The organism is Peribacillus loiseleuriae, assembly GCF_001183985.1.
Taxonomy (GTDB): domain Bacteria; phylum Bacillota; class Bacilli; order Bacillales; family DSM-1321; genus Peribacillus; species Peribacillus loiseleuriae.
Map to the genome: position 1 here is coordinate 1,420,921 of NZ_LFZW01000001.1, position 20,055 is coordinate 1,440,975.

Annotated in this window: 35 protein-coding genes and 1 riboswitch; of the genes, 24 read left to right on the top strand and 11 right to left on the bottom strand. The window is 35.8% G+C overall.

The window, feature by feature from the left end:
- The first annotated feature begins 5 nt into the window (after positions 1–5).
- Entirely contained in the window at positions 6–365 is a 360-nt protein-coding gene (locus AC625_RS06385; RefSeq protein WP_049680527.1) for a methylated-DNA--[protein]-cysteine S-methyltransferase, read from the top strand.
- 137 nt (positions 366–502) lie between these two features.
- Here the strand turns inward: AC625_RS06385 and AC625_RS06390 are convergent, their stop codons facing one another.
- From AC625_RS06390 to AC625_RS25045, 6 genes are all read right to left on the bottom strand, one after another.
- Entirely contained in the window at positions 503–1,678 is a 1,176-nt protein-coding gene (locus AC625_RS06390) for a tyrosine-type recombinase/integrase (RefSeq protein WP_049680528.1), read from the bottom strand.
- A 175-nt stretch (positions 1,679–1,853) separates the two neighbouring features.
- Positions 1,854–2,051: a hypothetical protein gene (locus tag AC625_RS06395; protein ID WP_049680529.1), complete on the bottom strand. Its 198-nt coding sequence runs from the start codon at positions 2,049–2,051 to the stop codon at positions 1,854–1,856.
- 244 nt (positions 2,052–2,295) lie between these two features.
- Complete coding sequence (locus AC625_RS06400) at positions 2,296–3,216, bottom strand: hypothetical protein (protein WP_049680530.1); 921 nt, start codon at positions 3,214–3,216, stop codon at positions 2,296–2,298.
- Positions 3,217–3,379: 163 nt separating this feature from the next.
- Complete coding sequence (locus AC625_RS06405; protein ID WP_049680531.1) at positions 3,380–4,063, bottom strand: Ltp family lipoprotein; 684 nt, start codon at positions 4,061–4,063, stop codon at positions 3,380–3,382.
- Between the two features lie 158 nt (positions 4,064–4,221).
- A complete protein-coding gene (locus AC625_RS06410) occupies positions 4,222–4,806 on the bottom strand; it encodes an ImmA/IrrE family metallo-endopeptidase (RefSeq protein WP_049680532.1) in 585 nt (194 codons plus the stop codon).
- 118 nt (positions 4,807–4,924) lie between these two features.
- A complete protein-coding gene (locus AC625_RS25045) occupies positions 4,925–5,350 on the bottom strand; it encodes a helix-turn-helix domain-containing protein (RefSeq protein WP_053178017.1) in 426 nt (141 codons plus the stop codon).
- A 162-nt stretch (positions 5,351–5,512) separates the two neighbouring features.
- Here AC625_RS25045 and AC625_RS06420 point away from each other — a divergent pair, with 162 nt between their 5' ends.
- The 18 genes from AC625_RS06420 (at position 5,513) to AC625_RS06485 (ending at position 13,222) form a co-directional block, all read left to right on the top strand.
- Positions 5,513–5,737 (top strand): helix-turn-helix domain-containing protein, encoded by a 225-nt coding sequence (locus AC625_RS06420; RefSeq protein ID WP_049680533.1) that lies wholly within the window; start codon positions 5,513–5,515, stop codon positions 5,735–5,737.
- A gap of 16 nt (positions 5,738–5,753) precedes the next feature.
- A complete protein-coding gene (locus AC625_RS26480; RefSeq protein WP_156187432.1) occupies positions 5,754–5,906 on the top strand; it encodes a hypothetical protein in 153 nt (50 codons plus the stop codon).
- A 47-nt stretch (positions 5,907–5,953) separates the two neighbouring features.
- Positions 5,954–6,139, top strand: a complete 186-nt coding sequence (locus AC625_RS06425) for a helix-turn-helix domain-containing protein (protein WP_049680534.1) — start codon at positions 5,954–5,956, stop codon at positions 6,137–6,139.
- A complete protein-coding gene (locus AC625_RS26485; protein ID WP_156187433.1) occupies positions 6,139–6,282 on the top strand; it encodes a hypothetical protein in 144 nt (47 codons plus the stop codon). Before AC625_RS06425 ends, AC625_RS26485 begins: the two co-directional genes overlap by 1 nt.
- A 9-nt stretch (positions 6,283–6,291) precedes the next feature.
- Positions 6,292–7,134, top strand: a complete 843-nt coding sequence (locus tag AC625_RS06430) for a phage antirepressor KilAC domain-containing protein (protein ID WP_082190963.1) — start codon at positions 6,292–6,294, stop codon at positions 7,132–7,134.
- Positions 7,135–7,316: 182 nt separating this feature from the next.
- Entirely contained in the window at positions 7,317–7,580 is a 264-nt protein-coding gene (locus AC625_RS06435; protein ID WP_049680535.1) for a helix-turn-helix domain-containing protein, read from the top strand.
- Positions 7,571–7,837, top strand: coding sequence for a hypothetical protein (locus AC625_RS06440; protein ID WP_049680536.1), 267 nt, complete (start codon positions 7,571–7,573; stop codon positions 7,835–7,837). Before AC625_RS06435 ends, AC625_RS06440 begins: the two co-directional genes overlap by 10 nt.
- On the top strand, positions 7,834–8,028 hold the full coding sequence (locus AC625_RS06445; protein WP_049680537.1) for a hypothetical protein: 195 nt from the start codon (positions 7,834–7,836) through the stop codon (positions 8,026–8,028). The genes AC625_RS06440 and AC625_RS06445 overlap by 4 nt, the downstream gene beginning before the upstream one ends.
- 290 nt (positions 8,029–8,318) lie before the next feature.
- Positions 8,319–8,528 (top strand): YqaI family protein, encoded by a 210-nt coding sequence (locus AC625_RS06450; RefSeq protein WP_049680538.1) that lies wholly within the window; start codon positions 8,319–8,321, stop codon positions 8,526–8,528.
- A 104-nt stretch (positions 8,529–8,632) separates the two neighbouring features.
- Positions 8,633–9,577: a YqaJ viral recombinase family nuclease gene (locus AC625_RS06455; protein WP_049683613.1), complete on the top strand. Its 945-nt coding sequence runs from the start codon at positions 8,633–8,635 to the stop codon at positions 9,575–9,577.
- The gene (locus AC625_RS06460; RefSeq protein WP_049680539.1) at positions 9,577–10,455 is read left to right on the top strand and encodes a recombinase RecT; all 879 of its coding nucleotides are present in this window, start codon (positions 9,577–9,579) and stop codon (positions 10,453–10,455) included. The genes AC625_RS06455 and AC625_RS06460 overlap by 1 nt, the downstream gene beginning before the upstream one ends.
- A gap of 182 nt (positions 10,456–10,637) precedes the next feature.
- Positions 10,638–11,462 carry a DnaD domain-containing protein gene (locus AC625_RS06465; protein WP_049680540.1) on the top strand — a complete coding sequence of 275 codons (825 nt, stop codon included), beginning with the start codon at positions 10,638–10,640 and terminating at the stop codon, positions 11,460–11,462.
- A gap of 110 nt (positions 11,463–11,572) precedes the next feature.
- On the top strand, positions 11,573–11,845 hold the full coding sequence (locus AC625_RS06470; protein WP_049680541.1) for a YopX family protein: 273 nt from the start codon (positions 11,573–11,575) through the stop codon (positions 11,843–11,845).
- Positions 11,845–12,018 carry a hypothetical protein gene (locus AC625_RS26490; protein WP_156187434.1) on the top strand — a complete coding sequence of 58 codons (174 nt, stop codon included), beginning with the start codon at positions 11,845–11,847 and terminating at the stop codon, positions 12,016–12,018. Before AC625_RS06470 ends, AC625_RS26490 begins: the two co-directional genes overlap by 1 nt.
- On the top strand, positions 12,015–12,158 hold the full coding sequence (locus AC625_RS26495) for a DUF6011 domain-containing protein (RefSeq protein ID WP_156187435.1): 144 nt from the start codon (positions 12,015–12,017) through the stop codon (positions 12,156–12,158). Before AC625_RS26490 ends, AC625_RS26495 begins: the two co-directional genes overlap by 4 nt.
- Positions 12,155–12,616, top strand: coding sequence for a DUF1064 domain-containing protein (locus AC625_RS06475; protein WP_049680542.1), 462 nt, complete (start codon positions 12,155–12,157; stop codon positions 12,614–12,616). Before AC625_RS26495 ends, AC625_RS06475 begins: the two co-directional genes overlap by 4 nt.
- Positions 12,617–12,684: 68 nt before the next feature.
- The gene (locus tag AC625_RS06480) at positions 12,685–12,933 is read left to right on the top strand and encodes a hypothetical protein (protein WP_049680543.1); all 249 of its coding nucleotides are present in this window, start codon (positions 12,685–12,687) and stop codon (positions 12,931–12,933) included.
- Complete coding sequence (locus tag AC625_RS06485; protein ID WP_049680544.1) at positions 12,917–13,222, top strand: hypothetical protein; 306 nt, start codon at positions 12,917–12,919, stop codon at positions 13,220–13,222. Before AC625_RS06480 ends, AC625_RS06485 begins: the two co-directional genes overlap by 17 nt.
- Positions 13,223–13,667: 445 nt before the next feature.
- Here the strand turns inward: AC625_RS06485 and AC625_RS06495 are convergent, their stop codons facing one another.
- The 3 genes from AC625_RS06495 to AC625_RS06505 all read right to left on the bottom strand — a co-directional run bounded on the left by AC625_RS06495 (position 13,668) and on the right by AC625_RS06505 (position 15,899).
- The gene (locus AC625_RS06495) at positions 13,668–14,180 is read right to left on the bottom strand and encodes a DUF3231 family protein (protein WP_156187436.1); all 513 of its coding nucleotides are present in this window, start codon (positions 14,178–14,180) and stop codon (positions 13,668–13,670) included.
- 259 nt (positions 14,181–14,439) lie between these two features.
- Positions 14,440–15,297, bottom strand: a complete 858-nt coding sequence (locus tag AC625_RS06500; protein WP_049680547.1) for a manganese catalase family protein — start codon at positions 15,295–15,297, stop codon at positions 14,440–14,442.
- 302 nt (positions 15,298–15,599) lie between these two features.
- Positions 15,600–15,899: a DUF378 domain-containing protein gene (locus tag AC625_RS06505; RefSeq protein ID WP_049680548.1), complete on the bottom strand. Its 300-nt coding sequence runs from the start codon at positions 15,897–15,899 to the stop codon at positions 15,600–15,602.
- A gap of 171 nt (positions 15,900–16,070) precedes the next feature.
- Between AC625_RS06505 and AC625_RS06510 the strand changes: the two genes are divergently transcribed.
- Positions 16,071–16,265, top strand: a complete 195-nt coding sequence (locus AC625_RS06510; RefSeq protein ID WP_049680549.1) for a hypothetical protein — start codon at positions 16,071–16,073, stop codon at positions 16,263–16,265.
- A gap of 18 nt (positions 16,266–16,283) precedes the next feature.
- The gene (locus AC625_RS06515; protein WP_049680550.1) at positions 16,284–16,604 is read left to right on the top strand and encodes a hypothetical protein; all 321 of its coding nucleotides are present in this window, start codon (positions 16,284–16,286) and stop codon (positions 16,602–16,604) included.
- 279 nt (positions 16,605–16,883) lie between these two features.
- Here the strand turns inward: AC625_RS06515 and AC625_RS06520 are convergent, their stop codons facing one another.
- Positions 16,884–17,246, bottom strand: coding sequence for a response regulator (locus AC625_RS06520; protein ID WP_082190967.1), 363 nt, complete (start codon positions 17,244–17,246; stop codon positions 16,884–16,886).
- Positions 17,247–17,315: 69 nt separating this feature from the next.
- A riboswitch (cyclic di-GMP riboswitch) is annotated at positions 17,316–17,398 on the bottom strand.
- A 438-nt stretch (positions 17,399–17,836) separates the two neighbouring features.
- Between AC625_RS06520 and AC625_RS06525 the strand changes: the two genes are divergently transcribed.
- The 3 genes from AC625_RS06525 to AC625_RS06535 all read left to right on the top strand — a co-directional run bounded on the left by AC625_RS06525 (position 17,837) and on the right by AC625_RS06535 (position 19,103).
- Complete coding sequence (locus AC625_RS06525; protein ID WP_049680552.1) at positions 17,837–18,073, top strand: XtrA/YqaO family protein; 237 nt, start codon at positions 17,837–17,839, stop codon at positions 18,071–18,073.
- On the top strand, positions 18,070–18,570 hold the full coding sequence (locus AC625_RS06530; RefSeq protein ID WP_049680553.1) for a hypothetical protein: 501 nt from the start codon (positions 18,070–18,072) through the stop codon (positions 18,568–18,570). The genes AC625_RS06525 and AC625_RS06530 overlap by 4 nt, the downstream gene beginning before the upstream one ends.
- 98 nt (positions 18,571–18,668) lie before the next feature.
- Positions 18,669–19,103 carry a LuxR C-terminal-related transcriptional regulator gene (locus AC625_RS06535; RefSeq protein ID WP_082190968.1) on the top strand — a complete coding sequence of 145 codons (435 nt, stop codon included), beginning with the start codon at positions 18,669–18,671 and terminating at the stop codon, positions 19,101–19,103.
- 129 nt (positions 19,104–19,232) lie between these two features.
- Here the strand turns inward: AC625_RS06535 and AC625_RS06540 are convergent, their stop codons facing one another.
- Entirely contained in the window at positions 19,233–20,012 is a 780-nt protein-coding gene (locus AC625_RS06540; RefSeq protein ID WP_049680554.1) for a DUF4393 domain-containing protein, read from the bottom strand.
- Positions 20,013–20,055: the final 43 nt, after the last annotated feature.

The window sequence follows — 20,055 nt, forward strand, 5'->3', positions numbered from 1 at the left end:
GAATTATGACATATTATTATACGTATTATCATCATCCATTCACTGGCGACTTATACTTACTTGCCAATGAAGAGCAACTTGTCAGTATCTCATTTGGAGAAGATGATTTTAAAAAAAGAAGAAAGAAATTGAATGTGACAATCAATAAGGAACATCTTGTTTTCACTAAGATCATTCCTTTGTTATCTGCATACCTGAATGGAGAAGTAGTGGACTTTCCTGTAGTATGTATTTTGAATGGTACAGAGTTCCAACGATTAGTATGGGAGGAAATCAGTAAAATTCCAAGAGGTGAAACGAGGACTTATAGTGAAATCGCAGCAGCAATTAAGCGGCCTCTTGCCGTTAGAGCTGTTGGTCTATAGTATAAAGAGAGTTATTTACCTAGAATGGAATGAGGGGTAAACCCTTGATACGATAGGGATTAGCCCTTTTTTAATTTGAGTGAAAAGATATCTAAGAAGCACCACCCCCATGCTATGGGGGCGGATTGGGGGCGAATTTAAATTTCTTTCTCTTTTTTTTCAAAAAATGAATCAAAATGACTGGCTGCTGCTTGATCTGCTTCAGCTAAAACATGTCCGTAAATATTCATAGTGGTGCTGATATTTGAATGGCCTAACCGTTCGCTAATTACTTTAGCGTGTACACCTTCATTAATTAATAAGGTAGCCGATGTATGTCTGAGAGCATGAAACCGAATGTGCTTAAAGTTTTCTCTTTTTGTAAACCTTCGCCAGCGTTTGCTAATGCTATCAGGACGAATAGGTTTTCCAAATTCATTCCCGAAGATAAAAAAATGACCTTTCCATTCCCATAATTCGTCAACCTGTGATTTTTCTTCGCTTCTAATACCCTTTAATTGTTTCAATTGAATCATTAATGAACTTGGAGCTGATACCATACGTTCTCTGCCATTCTTTGTGGATTTTATCTTTACACCTTCTCCAACAACCTCAGTTATAGCCTGTTCGATGTATATCGTTCCTTTATTAAAGTCAATATGCTTCCATTCAAGTGCAGCGATTTCACCTTCACGGGCACCGGTCGTAATCGCAAGCATGACAAGTACTCTCCAATGGAAGGGCTCTTTTTCTAGCAAATTCGATAATTGTTTTAAATCCTCTCTAGTATATACTTCGGTTTTTGGTCGCTTTGCTCTGGGGACTTTCACTGAGGAAGCAGGATTTTCTTTTATCAGCTTCCAGTCATACGCACAGGCCAAAATGTTATTAAATGCTTTATAACAGTTACTTATTGAGGAATCAGATAAAAGGCCTTCTTTACCGTCTAAACGTTGGCCATCTTGTTTTAAATCATTAATGAAATTGACAATATGCATGGTTTTGATATCAGTGAGTTTCATATGACCATATTTAGGAAGAATCCTAACCTTAAGTAGATCACTGTAACCGCGTGATGTATCATCGGTAAGATTTGTCTTTGCGTATTTATTTAACCATTCAGGATAAAACTTATTAAGTGTCATTTTTTCTTCGATTTTAATATAGTTCCCGGTCAAAATTTCAGCTTCAAATAAACTAAGTAACTTTTTAGCTTCAGTAGGATTTTTGGCTTGAACGGTTTTTCGTTCCTTAATTGCAGTTCCTTTCTCGTCATAACCAATATTCACTGTAAGTCTATATTTATCTTTCCCGCGTTTTTCGATATATGCCAAAATATTCTACAACCTTTCATTTATTGTTTTGTCGGCAACCATTGCGGGCAACCTTTCCGACAGTGTTTCCGACAAACCTTCCGACAACCTTTCCGGCAATGCTTCCGCATTAATTAAACTAAACGAAACTAAACTAAACGAATAAAGAGGATGAAGAACGCGAGCGCCAAAATCTTCAATTCAAATTCCTATTTTCATCAGAAATAAAATGAGCAGGAGTCACTATGTACCTTTCAATGTCATATTGCAATTTACCGTCGACTAGTTTAAGATTCGTTAATAATGGCACTCTAACCATTTGCATGCCTTTTCGCTTAGCTTGTTTTATTTGGTCGTGTATATTTATTTTTTCAATGTCGTTTTTCGTAATCATCTTGTAAACCTCCTGAATGGAATATATGTTCTATTTTATCTTTAAAAGAAAAGCCATAAAGGCTTATGAATATAAAAGATTAGTTCATAGCTATATAAAAAAGGATGTGTTAACAATGGAAAGTAGGAATGGATTTAGTATTCGTTTAAGTCAAAATGAAATTCAAATTCTTATTGATTGCCTTAACTTTATTGATTATGAGTTTGGTATTGAAGAGTGCCAAGAAAGTGTTTTACGAAATAAATTAATTTCGTACGTTGAAGATAAATTCGACAATTATTCTAATTCCTGAGATTATTTGTTCTGCATCCCATTGCTCGATCTTTCCAGTTTTACTATGAGCACCACCACGTCGCAATTCATTAATGGCTCTTATTCTGTGATTAAGCCTTTCATCTATCACATTTTGATTTAGTAAAATTTGAGCATAATTTAAGGTATATTTTTTTCGATCCTCTTTAGGTAAATAATCTTCTCCTAACTTGTTAATTATAGAAATTTTTAATAGTGTTTCTAATGAGACAGCAGCGGTAACAATAGAAGCCAAGAACAGTTCTGAATTATATGCTTTAACTGACTCTTCTAACTCATATTTAAATTGTTCGTTATTTACCAAACTATAAATTAAATCCATCTCAAAAAGAGGGAAGTCGCTAGAGGGCATATTTGCTTCTTTAAATGCCTTAGAAAACTCGTAATTATGATAATGTTCATCACATTTCTCTCTACCTGATTGTTCAGAATAAGGAATATGAAAATTAATATCAGGTTTAGGGAAGTTCATTCCATAATTTCCTTTATCATTTTCTATATATTTACCTATCTTAGCCTTTTCTAACAAACGTTTATCCTGAATATGTTCTGGCATATCCTTAATTTTCGCGTATTCATCAGTATCTTGAATAAAATCAGTAATATACCTTACTGTATCCTCATTGCTTTTGGAGTTTGAGAAAAAAATGTAATAATTATAGTTTTGATAAATAATTATTACTTCTATTGGATTAATAAAAGGGAAAAAATCTGGTTCTTCTTCCGATATACTTTTATAGAATTTCTCAACTCTTTCCCTATAAGCTTTAAAATATAGTTTGTAGTATTTTTCTGCTATTCGAAAAGATTCATCTGCAATTTCTAACTTTATCTCTAATGATAAATCACTCAATACAGCTCCTACCCTTCCTGCGAAATCGATATTTGTTTGTAAATTAAAACATCTTGCATACTTGTTCTGTTTTGTGTTTAAAAGAAAAGCCCTATGAAAATAGAGCTATTATTATTTTATATTTCGCGTGTGTAATTTTTTGATGTTTTATGGTTATTCATTTTTACTTATTTAATTGTTCGATAGCGTAATCAGCTTCTTGTTGCGTGAATTTCTCTCCATGTTCAGAAGTCAGTTGGTCTCTTATCGCTTCAGGTGACATACTCATTGTTTCCTGATAAGTTTTCGCTTTTGCTAAGGCATTTTCTTTAAAATCACCTTTCAGATTGTCAATTGCATACTGTGCTTCATCGGCAGTAAATTTTTCACCACTTTCAGAAATAAGTTGTTCATAGATTCCTTGTTTTGACATTTGCATAGTTTTTGAATAAGTTTCAGCCTTTTTCAAAGCGTTTGCTTTCCAATCAAATTCAAGATTATCCATTGCATACTTAGCAGATTCTGCGGAAAACTTTTCACCATATTCTGAAGTTAATTGTTCAAAAATAGCATTTTTGGACATGTTAATTGTTTTTGCATACGTTTCAGCTTTTTTCAAAGCGGACTTATATTCTCCAGGAACGTTATCCTCTTCCTTTGATACTTCCTTTGATACTTCATTCGTTTGTTCCTCTGAACTGGTTTCTTCAGGTTGAGTCTCTGTTATTTCTTTTGTAGATTTATCTTTGCTAGAAGTTTCATTTGGTTCTTCTTCGCCTGATGTTGCGATACTACCAATAATAATGATTGCTAAAACCCATACCCACCATTTTTTATAAAATGGCTTTTTAATTTTCTCTTTCGACACGAAAAACTCCCCTTTTTTTTAATAAATTTATGTATAAATGGGCGCAAAACCCAGTGAAACCGTAAAATAAAAACACGAATGTATTTTCGTGATGAAATCGTAGTGTGTGAATATACCTAGTCGTTGTGTAAAAATTTTTAAGATGACTTTCTCTCTTTTTATATCCACTCAAAACTACATAATCTCTCTTTCAATTGCACAAAGCCATCGACGCGGTGATGAAAAGTAAGTTCTAATCGGAAATGAACAAAATCTTCTGTTACTAGAAAGTGATCTGCAATGTCCGTAATCATGACGGGCTCATATATAGCCGTAGCGTATACATCTTTCAAGAACTTTGCTGGTAGCAGCAGATAGGCAGCCATTCTTTTAGCTTGATTTTCTTGTTTAGCTATCATGTATTTGTTCGCAGTGAGTTGTGATGAATAATGTGAATATATATGACAAAATTCTTCAGCGAGAATAATCTTTTTTTCAACTGCATCTAAGGATGGTTGAAGATATATCGTACCTTTTCTTCCTGTAGACTTAGGGACAGAAAAAGATTTTAAGTGTTTGATAGAATTAAAATCTAAGTCTTTACTAATAAAAGGTTCTTCTAAAGGTTTAACACTGATTCCATACCTCCAGCAAATGTCGAACATATCAATCTGATCTGCTGAGTTGTAATTAAAATGAGATAGAACCTTTTCAGCTCTCTTTTCCCAATCGTCAGTATTTGTGGCTAACTGCGACAGTTGCATAAAACACATCCCCGAATCAAAAAATGTTGAATTAAATAGATTATTACCTTGAAATAGAAAAATAGTTTATATTTTCCGTATGTAGATAAAAAATAAACACGACATTTGCGAAGTCGCGTTAATCCTCAAAATCTCCGAAGCCATCTCCGTATTTTTCATCATCATCTTCAAGAAACAACTTCTTAGCCTTTTGTAGCTTTATTAATTCTTTTACCTTTTTTTCTGGGTCCGTTGCTAAATCGTGAAACAGAATAGGGTATTTTTTAAGTTCTTCAAAAATCTTAAATTCCTCTGGAGATAAGGTAATTTCTTGTCCTGATACTGAAACTCTTTGTTGGTGTTGTTCTTTTGTTCGATTCAAGAGAAAGTCTGTAGTTACACCGAATAGATCAGCGAAAATCTTTAATTCGATAGCTTTTATAGGACGATCACCAGTTTCAATTCTGTTCATAACACTAGAATTTAGATTAGCGCGTCTAGCTAATTCTCTTTGACTCCAATTTCTTTTTTCTCGTAACTCTACTATGATTTCCCCAGTATCCATAAATCCACCAACTTTCTATATTAGCAATTAAATTTTAGCACGTTTCCAAAATAGAAAAAAGAAAATTTCTAAAAGAGAAACGAAAAGTGTTGACGTTGCTAAAATAGAAATGTATTATAAATTCATAAGGTTGCTAAAACAGCAATGCAAGGGAGGTAAACAATGAAAACACTTCAGTTGGAATATATTAAACGCAGAAGACAAACTCTTGGTATTTCACTTCAAGAGATGGCCGAATGGTTAGGTTTTAAAAATGCTTCAACGTATTTGAAATACGAAGCCGGCACTTACGCATTCAAAGCAGAACAATTACCAGGGCTTGCAGGAATATTAAATTGTGAGATAAATGATTTTTTTGCCCAAAAGGTTGCTAAAACAGCAATTTAATTCAGAAGGGACTTAATTGAACCAAAAGCGAAAAAAACAAGTTATAAACGAACTGATAAAGGTTCTGGCAATCAACAATATAACTTTTGAAGAGGTTCCAGAGCTTTTAAAAAGCATGCAACTGGAACTAAGCGATATTTGCCAGCAACAAGTAATTCAAAATCCTTAGTCTGATTAAGACAGGGAGTGAAGAACTCCAAGAAAGGAGATGAGAAGGTGAGGCCATTAACTGTTCAGAATGTTGCTGAATACCTAGGTGTTCACCCCGATACCATCTACACGATGGTGAAGCAAAAACAGATTCCTCATTTCAGGGTTCGTCGTAGAATCCTTTTTAGTACAGAAGCAATCAACGATTGGATTAAAAAGCAAGAATCCCAATATGAGCTGGAGGTCATCTGATGGACATCCAAGAAATGCTTCGTGCCTCAGAACTACGAACTGACATTTTGACAATCGTTAATTATTTAACCACCGATGATAGTTATTCAAAAGAAGAAGCGACTGCTGAACTTCTTGAATTGCTTGATAAACATAATTTATAGGAGGTCTAAATGAATCAATTACAAATCATAAGTGATAATGGTCAGCTGTTAGTTGATAGTCGTGAAGTAGCTGAAATGGTTGGGCGAGAACATAAAGAAATTTTAGCCATGATTGAAGGTCAAAAACACAAAGACGGCAGAGTAAAACATATCGGTTTTTTACCCACAATTTCTGAAAGTGGACTTTTCCCACCATCTGAATTTTTTATAGAAAGTAGCTTTAAAGTATCGGGTAATAACAAGTCTTATAAATGTTATCTTCTCACCAGAAAAGGTTGCGACATGGTAGCGAATAAAATGACTGGTGAAAAGGGAGTGCTCTTCACAGCATCCTATGTAACCCAATTCGAAAAGATGGAACAAGAACTGAAAGAACGATCTTTCCAACTACCTACAACGTACAAAGAAGCTCTTCTTCAGTTAGTTGAACAAGTCGAGGCTCGAGAACAACTGGAAGTTAAAACGCTCATGTTAGAGCAACAAGTTGCTGAATATGAACCTAAGATTACATACCTAGATACGATACTCAACTCAGCGGATTCAGTAACGATTTCTCAAATAGCAGAAGATTACGGAATGTCTGCTCAAAAATTTAACAAGCTCCTTCATGAGAACGGGATACAGCACAAGATTAACGGCCAGTGGCTTTTGTATACCAAACATAAAGGTGAAGGTTACACCAAATCAAAAACCGCAGATGTAACCAGAAAAGACGGTACGAAAAAGATTGTCATGAATACTCAATGGACCCAAAAGGGAAGATTGTTCATCTATGAAACACTTAAAAATAAAGGGATCTACCCAATGATGGATATTGAAGTAGATCGTAAACTTCGATTAGTTGGTTTGTAAGTTTACCCGAAAGAAAGAAGCTGCCAGGCTTTTCATGTAAATCTTCCGGGTAACAAAATCAAGTAGATATTCTAGTAATCTAGTTTCTACCTATATGTAAATTTTACTAATTTTAATAAATAAAATCTGTCCGGATTCTGCACATGTGCAATATCTGCACAATAAAGGGAGGTGAGCATATTATGCAATTTGGTTCAATGCTTCGAAAGACAAGGATTCGCTCTGGGTTTAGCCAAGAGGAACTAGCTGAAAAGATATTTCTTTCTCGAAGTGCTGTTTCAAGATTAGAGAATGACAAATTGGAATTAAAGTTAGCGGATGCTATTAGATGGTTCCAGGCTACTCAAGCTCCAGAAGCGCTGGCTGCTCTTCTATGCGGAGTAGACATCTCGACTGTTGTTCAAAACCTATCAACTTTAATTGGAGGGTTTATTATATGGATTTAACTAAAAATTCAGTTTTATCACAAGACATACAGCGAGCTGCTAGAGAATTTGGCGCTATACATAGCTGTTATGGGCGAATTGAAAAATCACTTTATGAAGGGAACTTTAAAGAAGCGAAATTGACCGCACGGGACCTTAATAATTCAATTATTGAACTAGAGAAAATGCATCTTAAAAAACTTGAATACGATAGATTTTTGGAAGTTGCTAAGGAAGTGAATACTCGTACATTGCAGATGGTGGTAGATGCGCGATGAAGTTGCCAAATTTGGATGATATGACTGACGCTGAAGCAATTGATTGGTGTAGAAAAGAGATGGCTAAGAGAGCTAGGGAATTAAGTATAGATACCCCATACGGTCATAGTTTGCTTGAATGGAAAAAACGATTGAATAAACGCTTAGAAGAGAATCCGAAAAAAGAGACTGAACAGCTTTCAATGTTTTGAAAAGGAGGATTTACATGAAGATCACTGCAGGAGAATGGTTAAGCCTTTCTGATAATGAAAAAGGCGCATTACTAAAATTAGCACAAAAAAAGCAGTAAGCGGTAACTTACTACTTTCGGGAAACAAATATTCGATTTGTTAGTTCTATTATAGCAGTTTATCACTGCTGCGGCAAATGTACGTTCCTGCCGTCGAGCTTAGGAAAGGGACTCCTCCTAGTCCTGTTTGGTAAGCCGCCTAAGTTCGACGGTGTGAATGCACCAAAATTCATTTATAAGGAGGTGTAAAAGGTGCGAGATCATCCAGTAATTGAAGAAACAGAGCGAACTGGTTATCCGAATATGGTAGATCAACTAGAACACGCTGGCACTGATTATTTCGGAACAGAGATTCTATCAGGTGATGATTATGTTGAAATCGATGGTGAATTGATTTTGAAAGCTAATCTTGAACGTTTTCTTGTAGAAGAATATCAGGCTAAATTTTCAACAGCAATATAAAAATGGCTCCTGCTGAGAACAGGAACCAATGATTTTAAAATAATTTGATTACCGTCATTCTAGCACATTGTCCAGTGACGGTAAAGGAGGACTATTTTATGGCAATGAATATGAATGCAATTTCTACTCGTGATATGAGCCGTATGGAATGGCTTGAAGAGCGTACTAAAGGAATCGGTGGCAGTGATGCTGGAATCATTCTCGGCTTAAATAAATACCGTACAGCATTTGAATTATGGCTTGAAAAAACGGGACAAGTTACACCACAAGAAATCGATAATGAAGCCATCTATTGGGGAAACGAGATGGAAAATGTGGTTGCCAAGGAATTTGAAAAGCGCACAGATAAGAAGGTACGCCGAACAAACTTCATGTACTCTCATCCAGAATATCCGTTCATTAAAGCTAACTTGGACCGTATGGTGATCGGAGAATCTGCTCTGCTGGAGTGCAAGACAGCCAGTGCGTATCTAGCGAAAGAGTGGGAGTCAGACGAAATTCCTGCCACCTACCTTGTACAAGTTCAACACTATTTAGGTGTTACTGGTAAGGAAAAAGGTTATATTGCGGTACTTGTCGGTGGTAATAAGTTTATCTGGAAAGAGGTTGAACGAGATCAAGAACTGATAGACGTGATCTTCGAAGCTGAAAAGCATTTCTGGGAGTTTCATGTTCTGCAAGGAATTCCTCCCGAACTGGATGGATCCAGTGCAGCTGAAAAATACCTCAAAGAAAAATATGACCGTGCAGAAAAGGATAAGGAGATTATTCTCCCATCTGACTATAAAGAGTATTTATCTCAATACGAAAAAATCAAAGCTGATGAAAAACTCATCAAGTCCGCAAAAACGGAAATTGAAAATAAAATCAAGGCTGAACTAAAAGACTCTGAAACAGGACTGGTCGACAGCTTCCTTGTATCTTGGAAAAACCAATCACAAAGCAGAGTCGATACAAAGACTTTGAAGGAGAAATTCCCTGACGTTTACCGTGAAGTCTTGAAAGAAACGAGTTTTCGTAAATTCGCTGTGAAGGAGATGGCTAATTAATGGCTACAAATGCTGCTTTAAAAAATCAATTAGTAAATAAACAGGATGCTACAACGCAAGTTTCTGCTCAATCTCTTGGGCTTAAAAACTTACTTGGTGCACCGACCATGAAGAAGAAATTTGAAGAGGTTCTAGATAAAAAAGCTCCACAGTTTATGACATCGCTTTTGAATTTATATAATGGCGATCCGAATATCCAAGCAGCTGAGCCAATGAGTATCGTTTCATCTGCAATGGTAGCCGCAACGCTGGATTTACCTATCGATAAGAACTTGGGTTACGCCTGGATAGTTCCTTTCTATGACAGTAAAAAAGGGCATAAGGCAGCACAGTTCCAACTGGGTTATAAGGGATACATCCAGTTGGCACTTAGAACAGGACAATACAAAAAAATTAATGTCAGTCCTGTTTTTGAGGGTGAACTAGTGAAATGGAACCGAATCACGGAAGAATTAGACCTTGCCTTAGATGCAGCCGCAAGCGACAAGATAATTGGATACTGTGGTTATTTTAGACTGACAAATGGCTTTGAAAAAACGGTTTATTGGACTAGAGATGAAATTGAAGCACATCGAATTAAGTTTAATAAAGCCAAGGACAAAACGAGTTTAAACAATGTTTGGCGATCTGATTATGACGCTATGGCTATGAAAACTGTACTTAGAAACATGCTTGGCAAATGGGGTATTCTTTCTATCGAGATGCAGACAGCTGTCACGGAGGATGAAAAGGAACCAGAAATGAAGGATATTACAGATGAGGCAAGTGAGGTTGAGGATTTTCCAGAACCAGAGATCATTGATGCGGCCCCTAAAACAGGAAAAACTGATTCGAAAGAAAAGCCTTCTGTCATTGATCAGGAAATTCAGTTTGACTGATGAGTAATTTTGAATATAAACAAATGTCCTCCTTCCTCGAAAGTTGTGGGAGGAGGCAAAGGATGAGGATCACTTAAAAAAGCTTATCCTACAGTATATGAAGGTTTACCCGGATTATACCGTTATCTCAGTAAAAAATGGCTTTGCAGTCTGTGTAAAACAATAAAGAGAGGAGGTACATCGTGAATTACATAAAGCTCATTAATGCATTCTATGATCGGCTCGAGACGAATTCACTTAGCACATCGGCAATTGCTTTATGGCACGCATTAGTGCACGTAAACAATAAGGCAGGATGGCAGAGAGAATTTTCGGTGGCTGTATCGGTGTTATGTATTAAAGCAGGCCTCTCTGAAAGAACAGTTAATAATGCCAGAAATGATTTAAAGATTAAGGGATTCATTGATTTTAGGTCTAGGAAGGGAAATCAAGCAGCCATCTATAGTTTAGTAGATTTGTCGGCAACCATTGCAGGCAACCTTTCCGACAATGTTTCCGACAACCTTTCCGACAATGCTTCCGCATTAATTAAACTAAACGAAACTAAACGAAACGAAATAATTAATAAAGATGATGCGCCAGCTAAAGAAAATCCATTTCGATTTTACGAAGAGAACGGCTTTGGTGTAATTGGCAGCTATATATCAGAAAAGATATCTACCTGGTGTGAAGACCTTTCGGATGAACTAGTTGTATTGGCCATGAAGCGTTCAACAGAACAGGGTAAAAAGACGTGGAGATATGTTGAAGCCATCTTAATAGATTGGTTCGGCAAGGGCCTTAAGACAGTGGCTGATGTAGAAGCCTATGAGCTTGAATTTAAAGAGAAGCAAGCTCAGAAACAGAATAAGGTTACTCCATACAGAAAAGGTTCGGCAAGAGTTGAGGTTGTTCCAGAATGGATGCAAAATAAGCCATCCGATGAGCCTAATGAACCTGCGAATATTAAAGATTTGGAAGATCGTAAACGTAAAATGGAGCAGATGTTTCAGCAAATAAATCCATAGTTGGAAAGGAAGGATGTTTGATGGTTAGGGAAATTAAATATAGAGCAAGAGTATTAAACTCGAAGAAATGGATATATAGACAACCGTTTCACATAAGAGGGACATGGTACATGTACAACAGTTTGTGGGATATCGTTCCAATTCAACATAAGACATTAGGGCAATACACCGGCTTAAAAGATAAAAATGGTGTGGAGATTTATGAGGGGGATATTTTTTACGCTCCTGGAAATATCGCTGGAGAAGAATTTATCGGTGTTGTTGAATGGGATTCTGAATCAGCGAGATTTATAACAAGGGGATATCCATACTTAACAAATGAAGATTGTTTCGTTAAAGGAAACATTTACGAAAACCCTGAGTTATTGGAGGTGGCGGAATAATGGGATTACTTTACCAAGCTGTACAATCTCAAAATGAAATGAAACGGAATTTTGTCCTATCCAAACTAAAAGAAATGGGTATACGTCGTTCTCGTACAGGATCACCTATTGATCTACTAACTTACGAGGAATTGAAAATTGAGCATGCTAGAGCATCGGCGGTGAGGTCATGAATTGTCCAGTATGTAACCGCCCATTAAAAAGTGCAAAAAGCATCGCTAAAGGCATTGGTCCTGTTTGTGCAACTAAGGTAAATAAAATAGACAATGAAGCTCCTAAAGATCAACTAAAAATGGAATTGAAGGTGGAATAATGGCTACTAAATACGGCAACAAGAAGGTCATGGTGGATGGCTATAAGTTCGACAGCATTGCAGAATCTACATATTATGGCCAGCTTAAATGGCTAAAACAAGCTAAACAAATTAAATCATTCAAACTGCAACCACGGTATCTTTTGCAGGAATCATTCAAAAAGAACGGCGTCACTTTTCGAATGATTGAATATGTTGCAGATTTTGAGATTCATAATTTGGACGGTTCCATTGAAATTGTAGATATAAAGGGAGCTCCACCAACTGAAGCTTTTAAATTAAAGCATAAGCTTTTTGAAAGATTATATCCGGAAAAATTGTCAGTGATTTTTCACAAACCTGAGTATGGCGGTTTTATAACGTGGGAGGATTTGAAAAAGCTTGAAAAGAAGGCAAAGCCAAATGCGCGAAAGGCAAAGAAACTGGGTGTTCCTACATCGAAAAGAAAAAGGGCGTAGGGTCTATATCTATGAACCTTTACGCAAGAAGCAGCTGGCAGTGAAATTGAAGCAAGGGTGGGTTGTTTATGAATAATGCATTGAAACAGCAAAAGGTTTCTCCTTTTAATCCAGATATCATGACAGCCTTTAACCGCGGCTATGCTGCAGGTGCTAAACAGCAGCAAGAATCGGATGCTGATAAATTTGTGAAACTTTTAGAAAACCTTGAAACCGTTCCTGGAATTGATGAGAAGACGGCGGCAAAAATTGCGAAGTATTTTATGCAGCAATTTGATGAAAGGGAAGGGAGCGATAAATTTGAAAGCCAAAGATAGCATCTTAAATGAAGGTGATTGGATAATCCTTAAGGGGAACTTCCGGTTTTCAGGATATATTGAAAAAGTTTCTTTAATAAGAAAACAGTATTACGTTTGGTTTACAAGGACTCCTATTGAAACAGAAATCAATTCACCGATGTGGGTAGATTTCAATTGTGCTGTTCTTTATGAATTTTCTCTTGAAGATGATGATCTATATTCCATGATGGATTTCGCTCTGGATACGGAGGATAGACAGTGGTTTGATGAGTTGCAGGATAAATTGCCACAAGAATTGCCTTTTTGAATTACCCGTAAATGAAGGGATGGAAATCCAAAATACTGAGCATCTAAAGATGCTCAAATGTTACTTAAAGAATTCATAAAAACCCATATTCATTGGATAAAACCAGATATAACACCCACTAAGCATAGTACATCCAAAAAGGAAGTTAGATATAAATTTTGGTAGCTTTTCAAATAGGAAGAACCAGATAAAGCCTAAAGCAAACAAAATAGCTGCTAAAACAAGTATTGGACCTATAAATTGTATTGTATTAATCTCTACACCTTCAAATATATTCACACTTAACACCTCGTCAATAATTTAATTTACTAGGAAATTATAATCTAAATGGGAAAATTATAATAGTGATTTAGACCTAATAAACAAAGGAGAGAGAACATGCAACTCGATTTATGACACAAACTGTATAGTAAAAAAAGCCAGGATCTCTCCTAGCTTTACAAATTTAATCTTTGTTTGGAGTATCTAAATGAAGTGGTGGAGGGACCAACCAACCTTTTTCTTTGTTTAATTTCAGCACCTTAGCTCCAAATATAGCCTTATTTATATGGAATTGACCAAACATAGCAGCTATGTCTTCACGAATGGATTGACCCATAATCGTGCTACAAGCTACTAGCCCTTTTGCTACATCCATGGACAAGGCGGCACTAATTTCTGGGTCAGCAAACCGAGCTCCAATAGGAATATCTTCTAACTTTGCTACTGGGCGTTCAGGTGGTGACGGAGGGAGGGCTATCCCATTAGCTTTCAATAACTCCTCAATCTGTTGATTTTCGGTTTTAATACCCTGGATAGCTTCTTGAAGCAGTTTCTTTAAGTCGTCGTCACCTGCATGGTTGACGAAAGTTTGATACGCAACGAGACACCCTTTATTTACAGCAAGGTATGTCCAAGTACCAAAAACTTCACCATAGTGCATTGGTTCATCTTGTGGGTTTCCACTCAAAATTCCCATAATCGCGCTCCTTATCATATTGAGTTTCATCATTTTCTCCTTTAACAAGGAAATAGTACCAATAATTAGTGTGCGACTTTTTGGCTAGGAATATTCATTTGTTTGTAAAACTGAAATAGTGAACAGTTCGATTAAATTGTGCAGAAAGGAGAATTAAAATATTTCAAAGCAATTGAAACATAGTTCATTCCATATACAAAAGAAAAAGCGCCCAAAAAAGAGGGCGCTAATGATAGATGTAAATTAAGTAAATTATAATCTAATTATTTAAATCAAAAAGACCTGGGGCATGTTCATTAGGCATTTCAGGCATTTCAGGTACTGGATATCCTTTCGGTGGTTCTGTAACTTGGAGGTCTCCCTCATTTCTACTCGGGGTAGTACCCTGGAATATTTCACCTATAAGTGTATCATCCAACCTGAAGTTGAACTGTGCATTATGGAAACCCATCTCAACATATTTGCGACACTCAGGATATTTATTCAAATCGTAATTAGGAATCGGGAATAATTTACCCCAATCCACTCCTAATGTTTCCAATGCTTTAGCAAATGCATTTTGGTGGGCATTATCACGAACAATTAAAAAAGCAATTGTTTCTCTTAATGTTTTATTACTGCTCATTTCGTAAATTCTTGATTTTTGAAGCACTCCAGTTGATTCAAGAACAACATTATTTAGAAGGTTCGCGGCTAGGTTACCATGGTCATATACCCAAGATCCATTCCATGGATTGCCGCCTGCATCTTCAGGAAGTGAAGCTTTTGCACCCATAATAAAGTGATGAGGATTAGCACCTCCTTGAATCACTCCATTTAAGGGAGCTTCGTCATTGGCCTGATTTCCAGGCATATTTCCACCAGCATCATTTAGTAGTTGATTGATGGTAGATTGAACAAGTTCTACATGACTAAGCTCTTCTAGAAATACTCCTCTAATGAGGTCACGGTAAGGCTTTGCTTTCCCTCTGAAATTGGCACTCTGGAAAGAGTATTGCATCATCGTTCTCATTTCACCGAATTGTCCGCCTAGAGCTTCTTGAAGGACTTTCGCGGCATGAGGATCGGGTTTATCCGGAACAATCATATTAATTAAATCTTCCTTATAAAAATACATGGGTTATCATTCTCCTTATATTTATAATGCCTAACCATTAGTGAATTATTCAAAAAAGCAGGTATAGTATCCGTAGCATAATAGAAGCAAAATTGAATGTAGAGCAGAAGTTAAAGAATCGATAAATGTAAATGATCATGTGGCATAGTAAGAAAACGATGAGTAGTAGACAAAGTAATGAGGCATTGCGAGGTGATAGGAATGGAATTAAATAAGAGGCTATTCTAGATTAAAAATATTCAATCTTAACTCATGTTGAAATGCTTGAAGGTGAGCAGTTTTACTCACCTTCTTCAAGGAAGTTATTCATCATCTTTTAATTTCGATAAATCTTTTTCTTCGCCAAACTCAGTAGAATAATTAAGGTTTCTATTGCCTTGTAGGTTCGTGTTACGTTCAACCTCTTCGTTCATTGGAGCAAATAAAAGAGTTAAACAAATTAAACCACTTATACCTACAAGGCCATAAATTAACCTGGACAAAAAGGCATCTTGTCCACCAAAGATTGTTGCTACTAAATCAAATTGAAAAAATCCAATTAGACCCCAGTTAACAGCGCCGATAATAATTAAAGCTAAAGCTATACGTTGTATTATTTTCATGGATAAAACTCCTTCATTAAATAATTCTTTAACAGTAATAACTTTTGTATAATAATTCGATTTTATACTAAACATTAGCGGATTTTGGCATATTGTTCTTTAAACTAATTGGAGTAATTAAAATTTTAGTGAAGAGTGCATAAATCAGGACTCATTAAAAGGAGGCTTTCAATGTTCAAAAAAGATGAGTATGTAATAGTTGAACATCCTGATTGCCCTGAGTTAAATGGAGTAGTCAAAGTGATAGATGAGGTAGTTTCAAGCATTATTCGGATTGAATTTTGTGACGATAAAAGTAAATGGATGGTTCATAAGGAGTATATTAGACACGCAACTCAAGATGAAATTAATGGGCGGTACGATTAAGAAGCGAGGGAAGGTAAAATGAATGATCCTGGAGTTTTCGCTGCACCTTGCGCAATATGTAGAGTCCGAAAAGCAACTAGATGGTGTGATTATATAATTAAATATGACCACAGCATTATTTTTATCAGGGACTATAAAAGGTTTGTTGAAGAGAATAGTTATCCTCACAACGAGACATGCGATTTACCTCTTTGCGAAGAGTGTACTCATGACCAAAATAAAGCTGACCTTTGCCCTCATCATCACAAGCTTCAGCAACAAGCCGAACTTCCTGAAAACTTAAGAGGAGCTCAAGCTAGGACGAAGATGAAAATAGCACAAGAAATCTTGAATCGTTGATATAGACTATTATGCACAATGTGAAAGCAAACGTCATTTACAGTGCGAACGAAAGACAAAAAAATCCGGCATTTGCCGGACAAAATAATAGGATACTTATGAAAAAGATGGGTTTCTCTTCACTTCTTTATCTTACCGAGTAGATGTTACTAAACTATGAATAAATGTTTAATATTCTATAAAAAAACATAAAAAGAAGCAAGGCTTGCTGGTGGGTTTCCATGTTTGACTAAGCGTCTTGCCCTATACTGATATATTAACCTTCTCAAATAAGAGAAGTTATCTGCTAGGGACTATACTTTGTAACGTATCAAAAATGTCATCAAAATTTGGTTTTACAATAAATCCCTTAGCGCCTAATTCAAGTGCTTCGTTTATTAAATACTCTTGACCTAGCGCAGAACACATAATCACATTGGCTTTGGAATCATTTTCTAAGATGCTTTTTAAGGCTTCTATTCCGTTCATATTCGGCATTGTAATATCCATTATTACTACATCAGGACGAAAAAAAACGTACTGCTCAACAGCTTCAAATCCGTTACTAGCCTCGCTGAGAATAAAGTAATCTTTACCGTTTATTATCTTCCTTAGTATAGTTCGCATAAATTTAGAGTCGTCAACAAGTAGAACTGATTTAATTTTGAAAACCTTCTTTCATTATGATAAGGCAAATTTGAAAGAATGCTTCAATTACAAGATATAAAAAACCTTGGTAACCCGGCTACCATAGTAAAAACCTTAGGTCCGTGGCTTTGCGTCTTTTACTTTCGTAAAATTTGCCTAATGGGTATATTATCACTTATTAGTGTTCTGATAAATAGATCTAAAAGACTACATTTTGTTTTTGAATTAAATTTGGAGTGATAATTGGATGGAAGGAAAGACATATTGCTGCTTTTTAAAAATACGATTTCACAGATCGAATATAAAACGAAGGAGCAAGGCTCACTGGTGGTGTAGTGTACCTGACTAAACGCCTTGCTCTTTATAATATACTGTCCTGAAGGAGTGGTTGCTACACAGAAAAAGAAAACAGGTAATTAAAAATAGCATCTCCATGATATGCAACGGTGTATATGATCCCAAGTGCAAGAGTTAATTCAATTGTATTCCGGAAAAAATTTTTAATTATATCCAATGTTCCTCTGCTCCTTCATTTAGTTTAAATATAAAAAGCCGAGATTTCTCCCGACCTACCTAATTGAATTATACCACAGGGAGGAATCTCAATGAAAGAAGCTGCCAGGCTTATAAATGAAAATTCTACTAGACTCCAAAATCTTGAAATTGATTCTAGGACAAAAAGACTGGAAATTGATATAATGGATGTAAAAGGAAGCTTTGCCATTGTTGTATGTGATGGGAAGGCCAAGTTTACTCGATTACCTGAACATGGGGAAACAAAGATCATCACTCATCAAGGCAAAATAAAGAGGGTAAAGTTTGATGAGGGGGAAGAGTTTTGAAGGAATTTCAATTAAATAAATTAAGATATCAAAAGATAAACAGTGTAGATTATCTTCGAGCAATTGAGAAGAGTATAATGAAGAAAAAGCGTGTAAGGACTCTAGAAGAAAAAATAACTTTTAAGAAATTCCTGAAAGAGCACCATTCAGAGGAAGAAATTGAATTGATGGCAAATGAATTAGATCTTAATACTACTAATGATAGTGACTATATAAAACTAGTATATTCCATCGTTATCCCTTTAGTTGTTTCTTTCTTTTCAATTATGTCAGTTGTGATTGTTTTTTTTCTAAATAGCGATTTTCAATTAGCTATAAAAATGGCGGAAGCGAAACAAAGTTATGAGCAAGCAAATGCATTAGAACTTCTTAATAGTTTTCTTATGATGTGGCTTGGAGCTCTTTTCACTGTATTTTTTAGTTCACGCATTTGGATGAAACTGTTACCAAGGAGAAAAGTTTTGTATTTATCAATTTTAAAATCAATTAAATATTAATAAATGTTCTACCAGCCCTCTGGAGGACACTGAATGAACGGTTAAATCCGTCGTTTGGTGTCCTTTTTTATTTATTTTTACAAAAAGGAGCGATTGATTTGAAAGAAGCTGCCAGCAAACAGATTGAGAGTATTTTGAAAGACTACCATTGGATGATGAACTCCATAAAGATATTACGGGATTCAATGAAGGATGCAGGTGAAGGACTTACTGCTCAATACGGCATTGAAGCCACACTCCCGAAACCGCAGGGCGTTACTAGTGACCCTGTATATAAAGAAGTGGTCCGTCGGGAAAAAAGGTACACAAGGATTGCTCAATATGAAAAAATAGTTCAAATTGTTCAAGATAGAATGGTTGTCATACAGGATGATCGTGAAGTTGAAGTTTTGCATTGGATTTTGGAAGGGAAGAGTTATATTTGGATCGCTCAACATATGGGTTTTTCAGATAGGCATATTAGAAGAATCCGTGATGAAATCGTGAGAAAAATGTCCGTTATGTCGGATAGGTCGGAAAAGTGCGTGAGTTAAAATTTTCCTATAAACTTAAAGGCAGGACGGGGAGGCAGTTAAACAAGCTGCTTCCCTCTATTTTGGTCGGTGCGTCACCTTGCGGTGGCGTTTGTTGATGTTAAAGAATTAGGAGTTACAGCTCCTAATTTAAAATCTATCTACACAAGTCTTAATAAAGTTTTTTCCATAAGGAGTAGTCACGATGACACCCTTTTGAATTACAATTCTTTCATAGTTTCTAAGAAAAGGATCGTTTAGATGACTACTAGTGTTAAAAAGATCATTGATACTTAAATACAAATCGGTATTTTTAAACTTTTCGTAGGTTGTTTCATCATTTATATATTGTTCATATTTTATAGTGATCAATCCCAAGCGAGAAAGATTAGTCAAAGAAGCAGCGTTCAAATCGATATCATTAACTTCATGGTTACCTAAGAAAACGTCTGTTTTTATGATATTTTCAGCGAGCTTAGAATTCGTTAGTTTGTAATTCACAATTGGATGCATTACATTGTCGAAAAATAACTTTAAATTTTTAGCATCTAACGGCGACATTTGTTTAATTATCTCAACAAATGAAGGGTGTGCTTGTTCGATTTTTGTAATATCCATTGAAGAAGCAATTAAATTTGCAAACATGTTACGCAAATCTTCATTTTGAACATAATACTTAGAGGCTTCTAAAGCAGGCCCAACAATATGTAGTTGAGGTTCTACTAAATTGTCTTCAGGTATCTCGGTAATTTTATTTTCTATTTGAATTCTATAGGTTTCAAGTGCATTTGATTGTCTTATTGATTGTTTCTGAGTCCAAAAGTCAACATGACTCCCTAGCCCTAATTGCCAAAGGTTAGAAATGGTCGTTCCAACTGATTGCGCCACAGGACTCATTGCTTCATCAATAAATTTTGGGAAAAAATTCATTATTGCACCTCCTTTCAATAGTATTATATCAAAAAGGAGACGA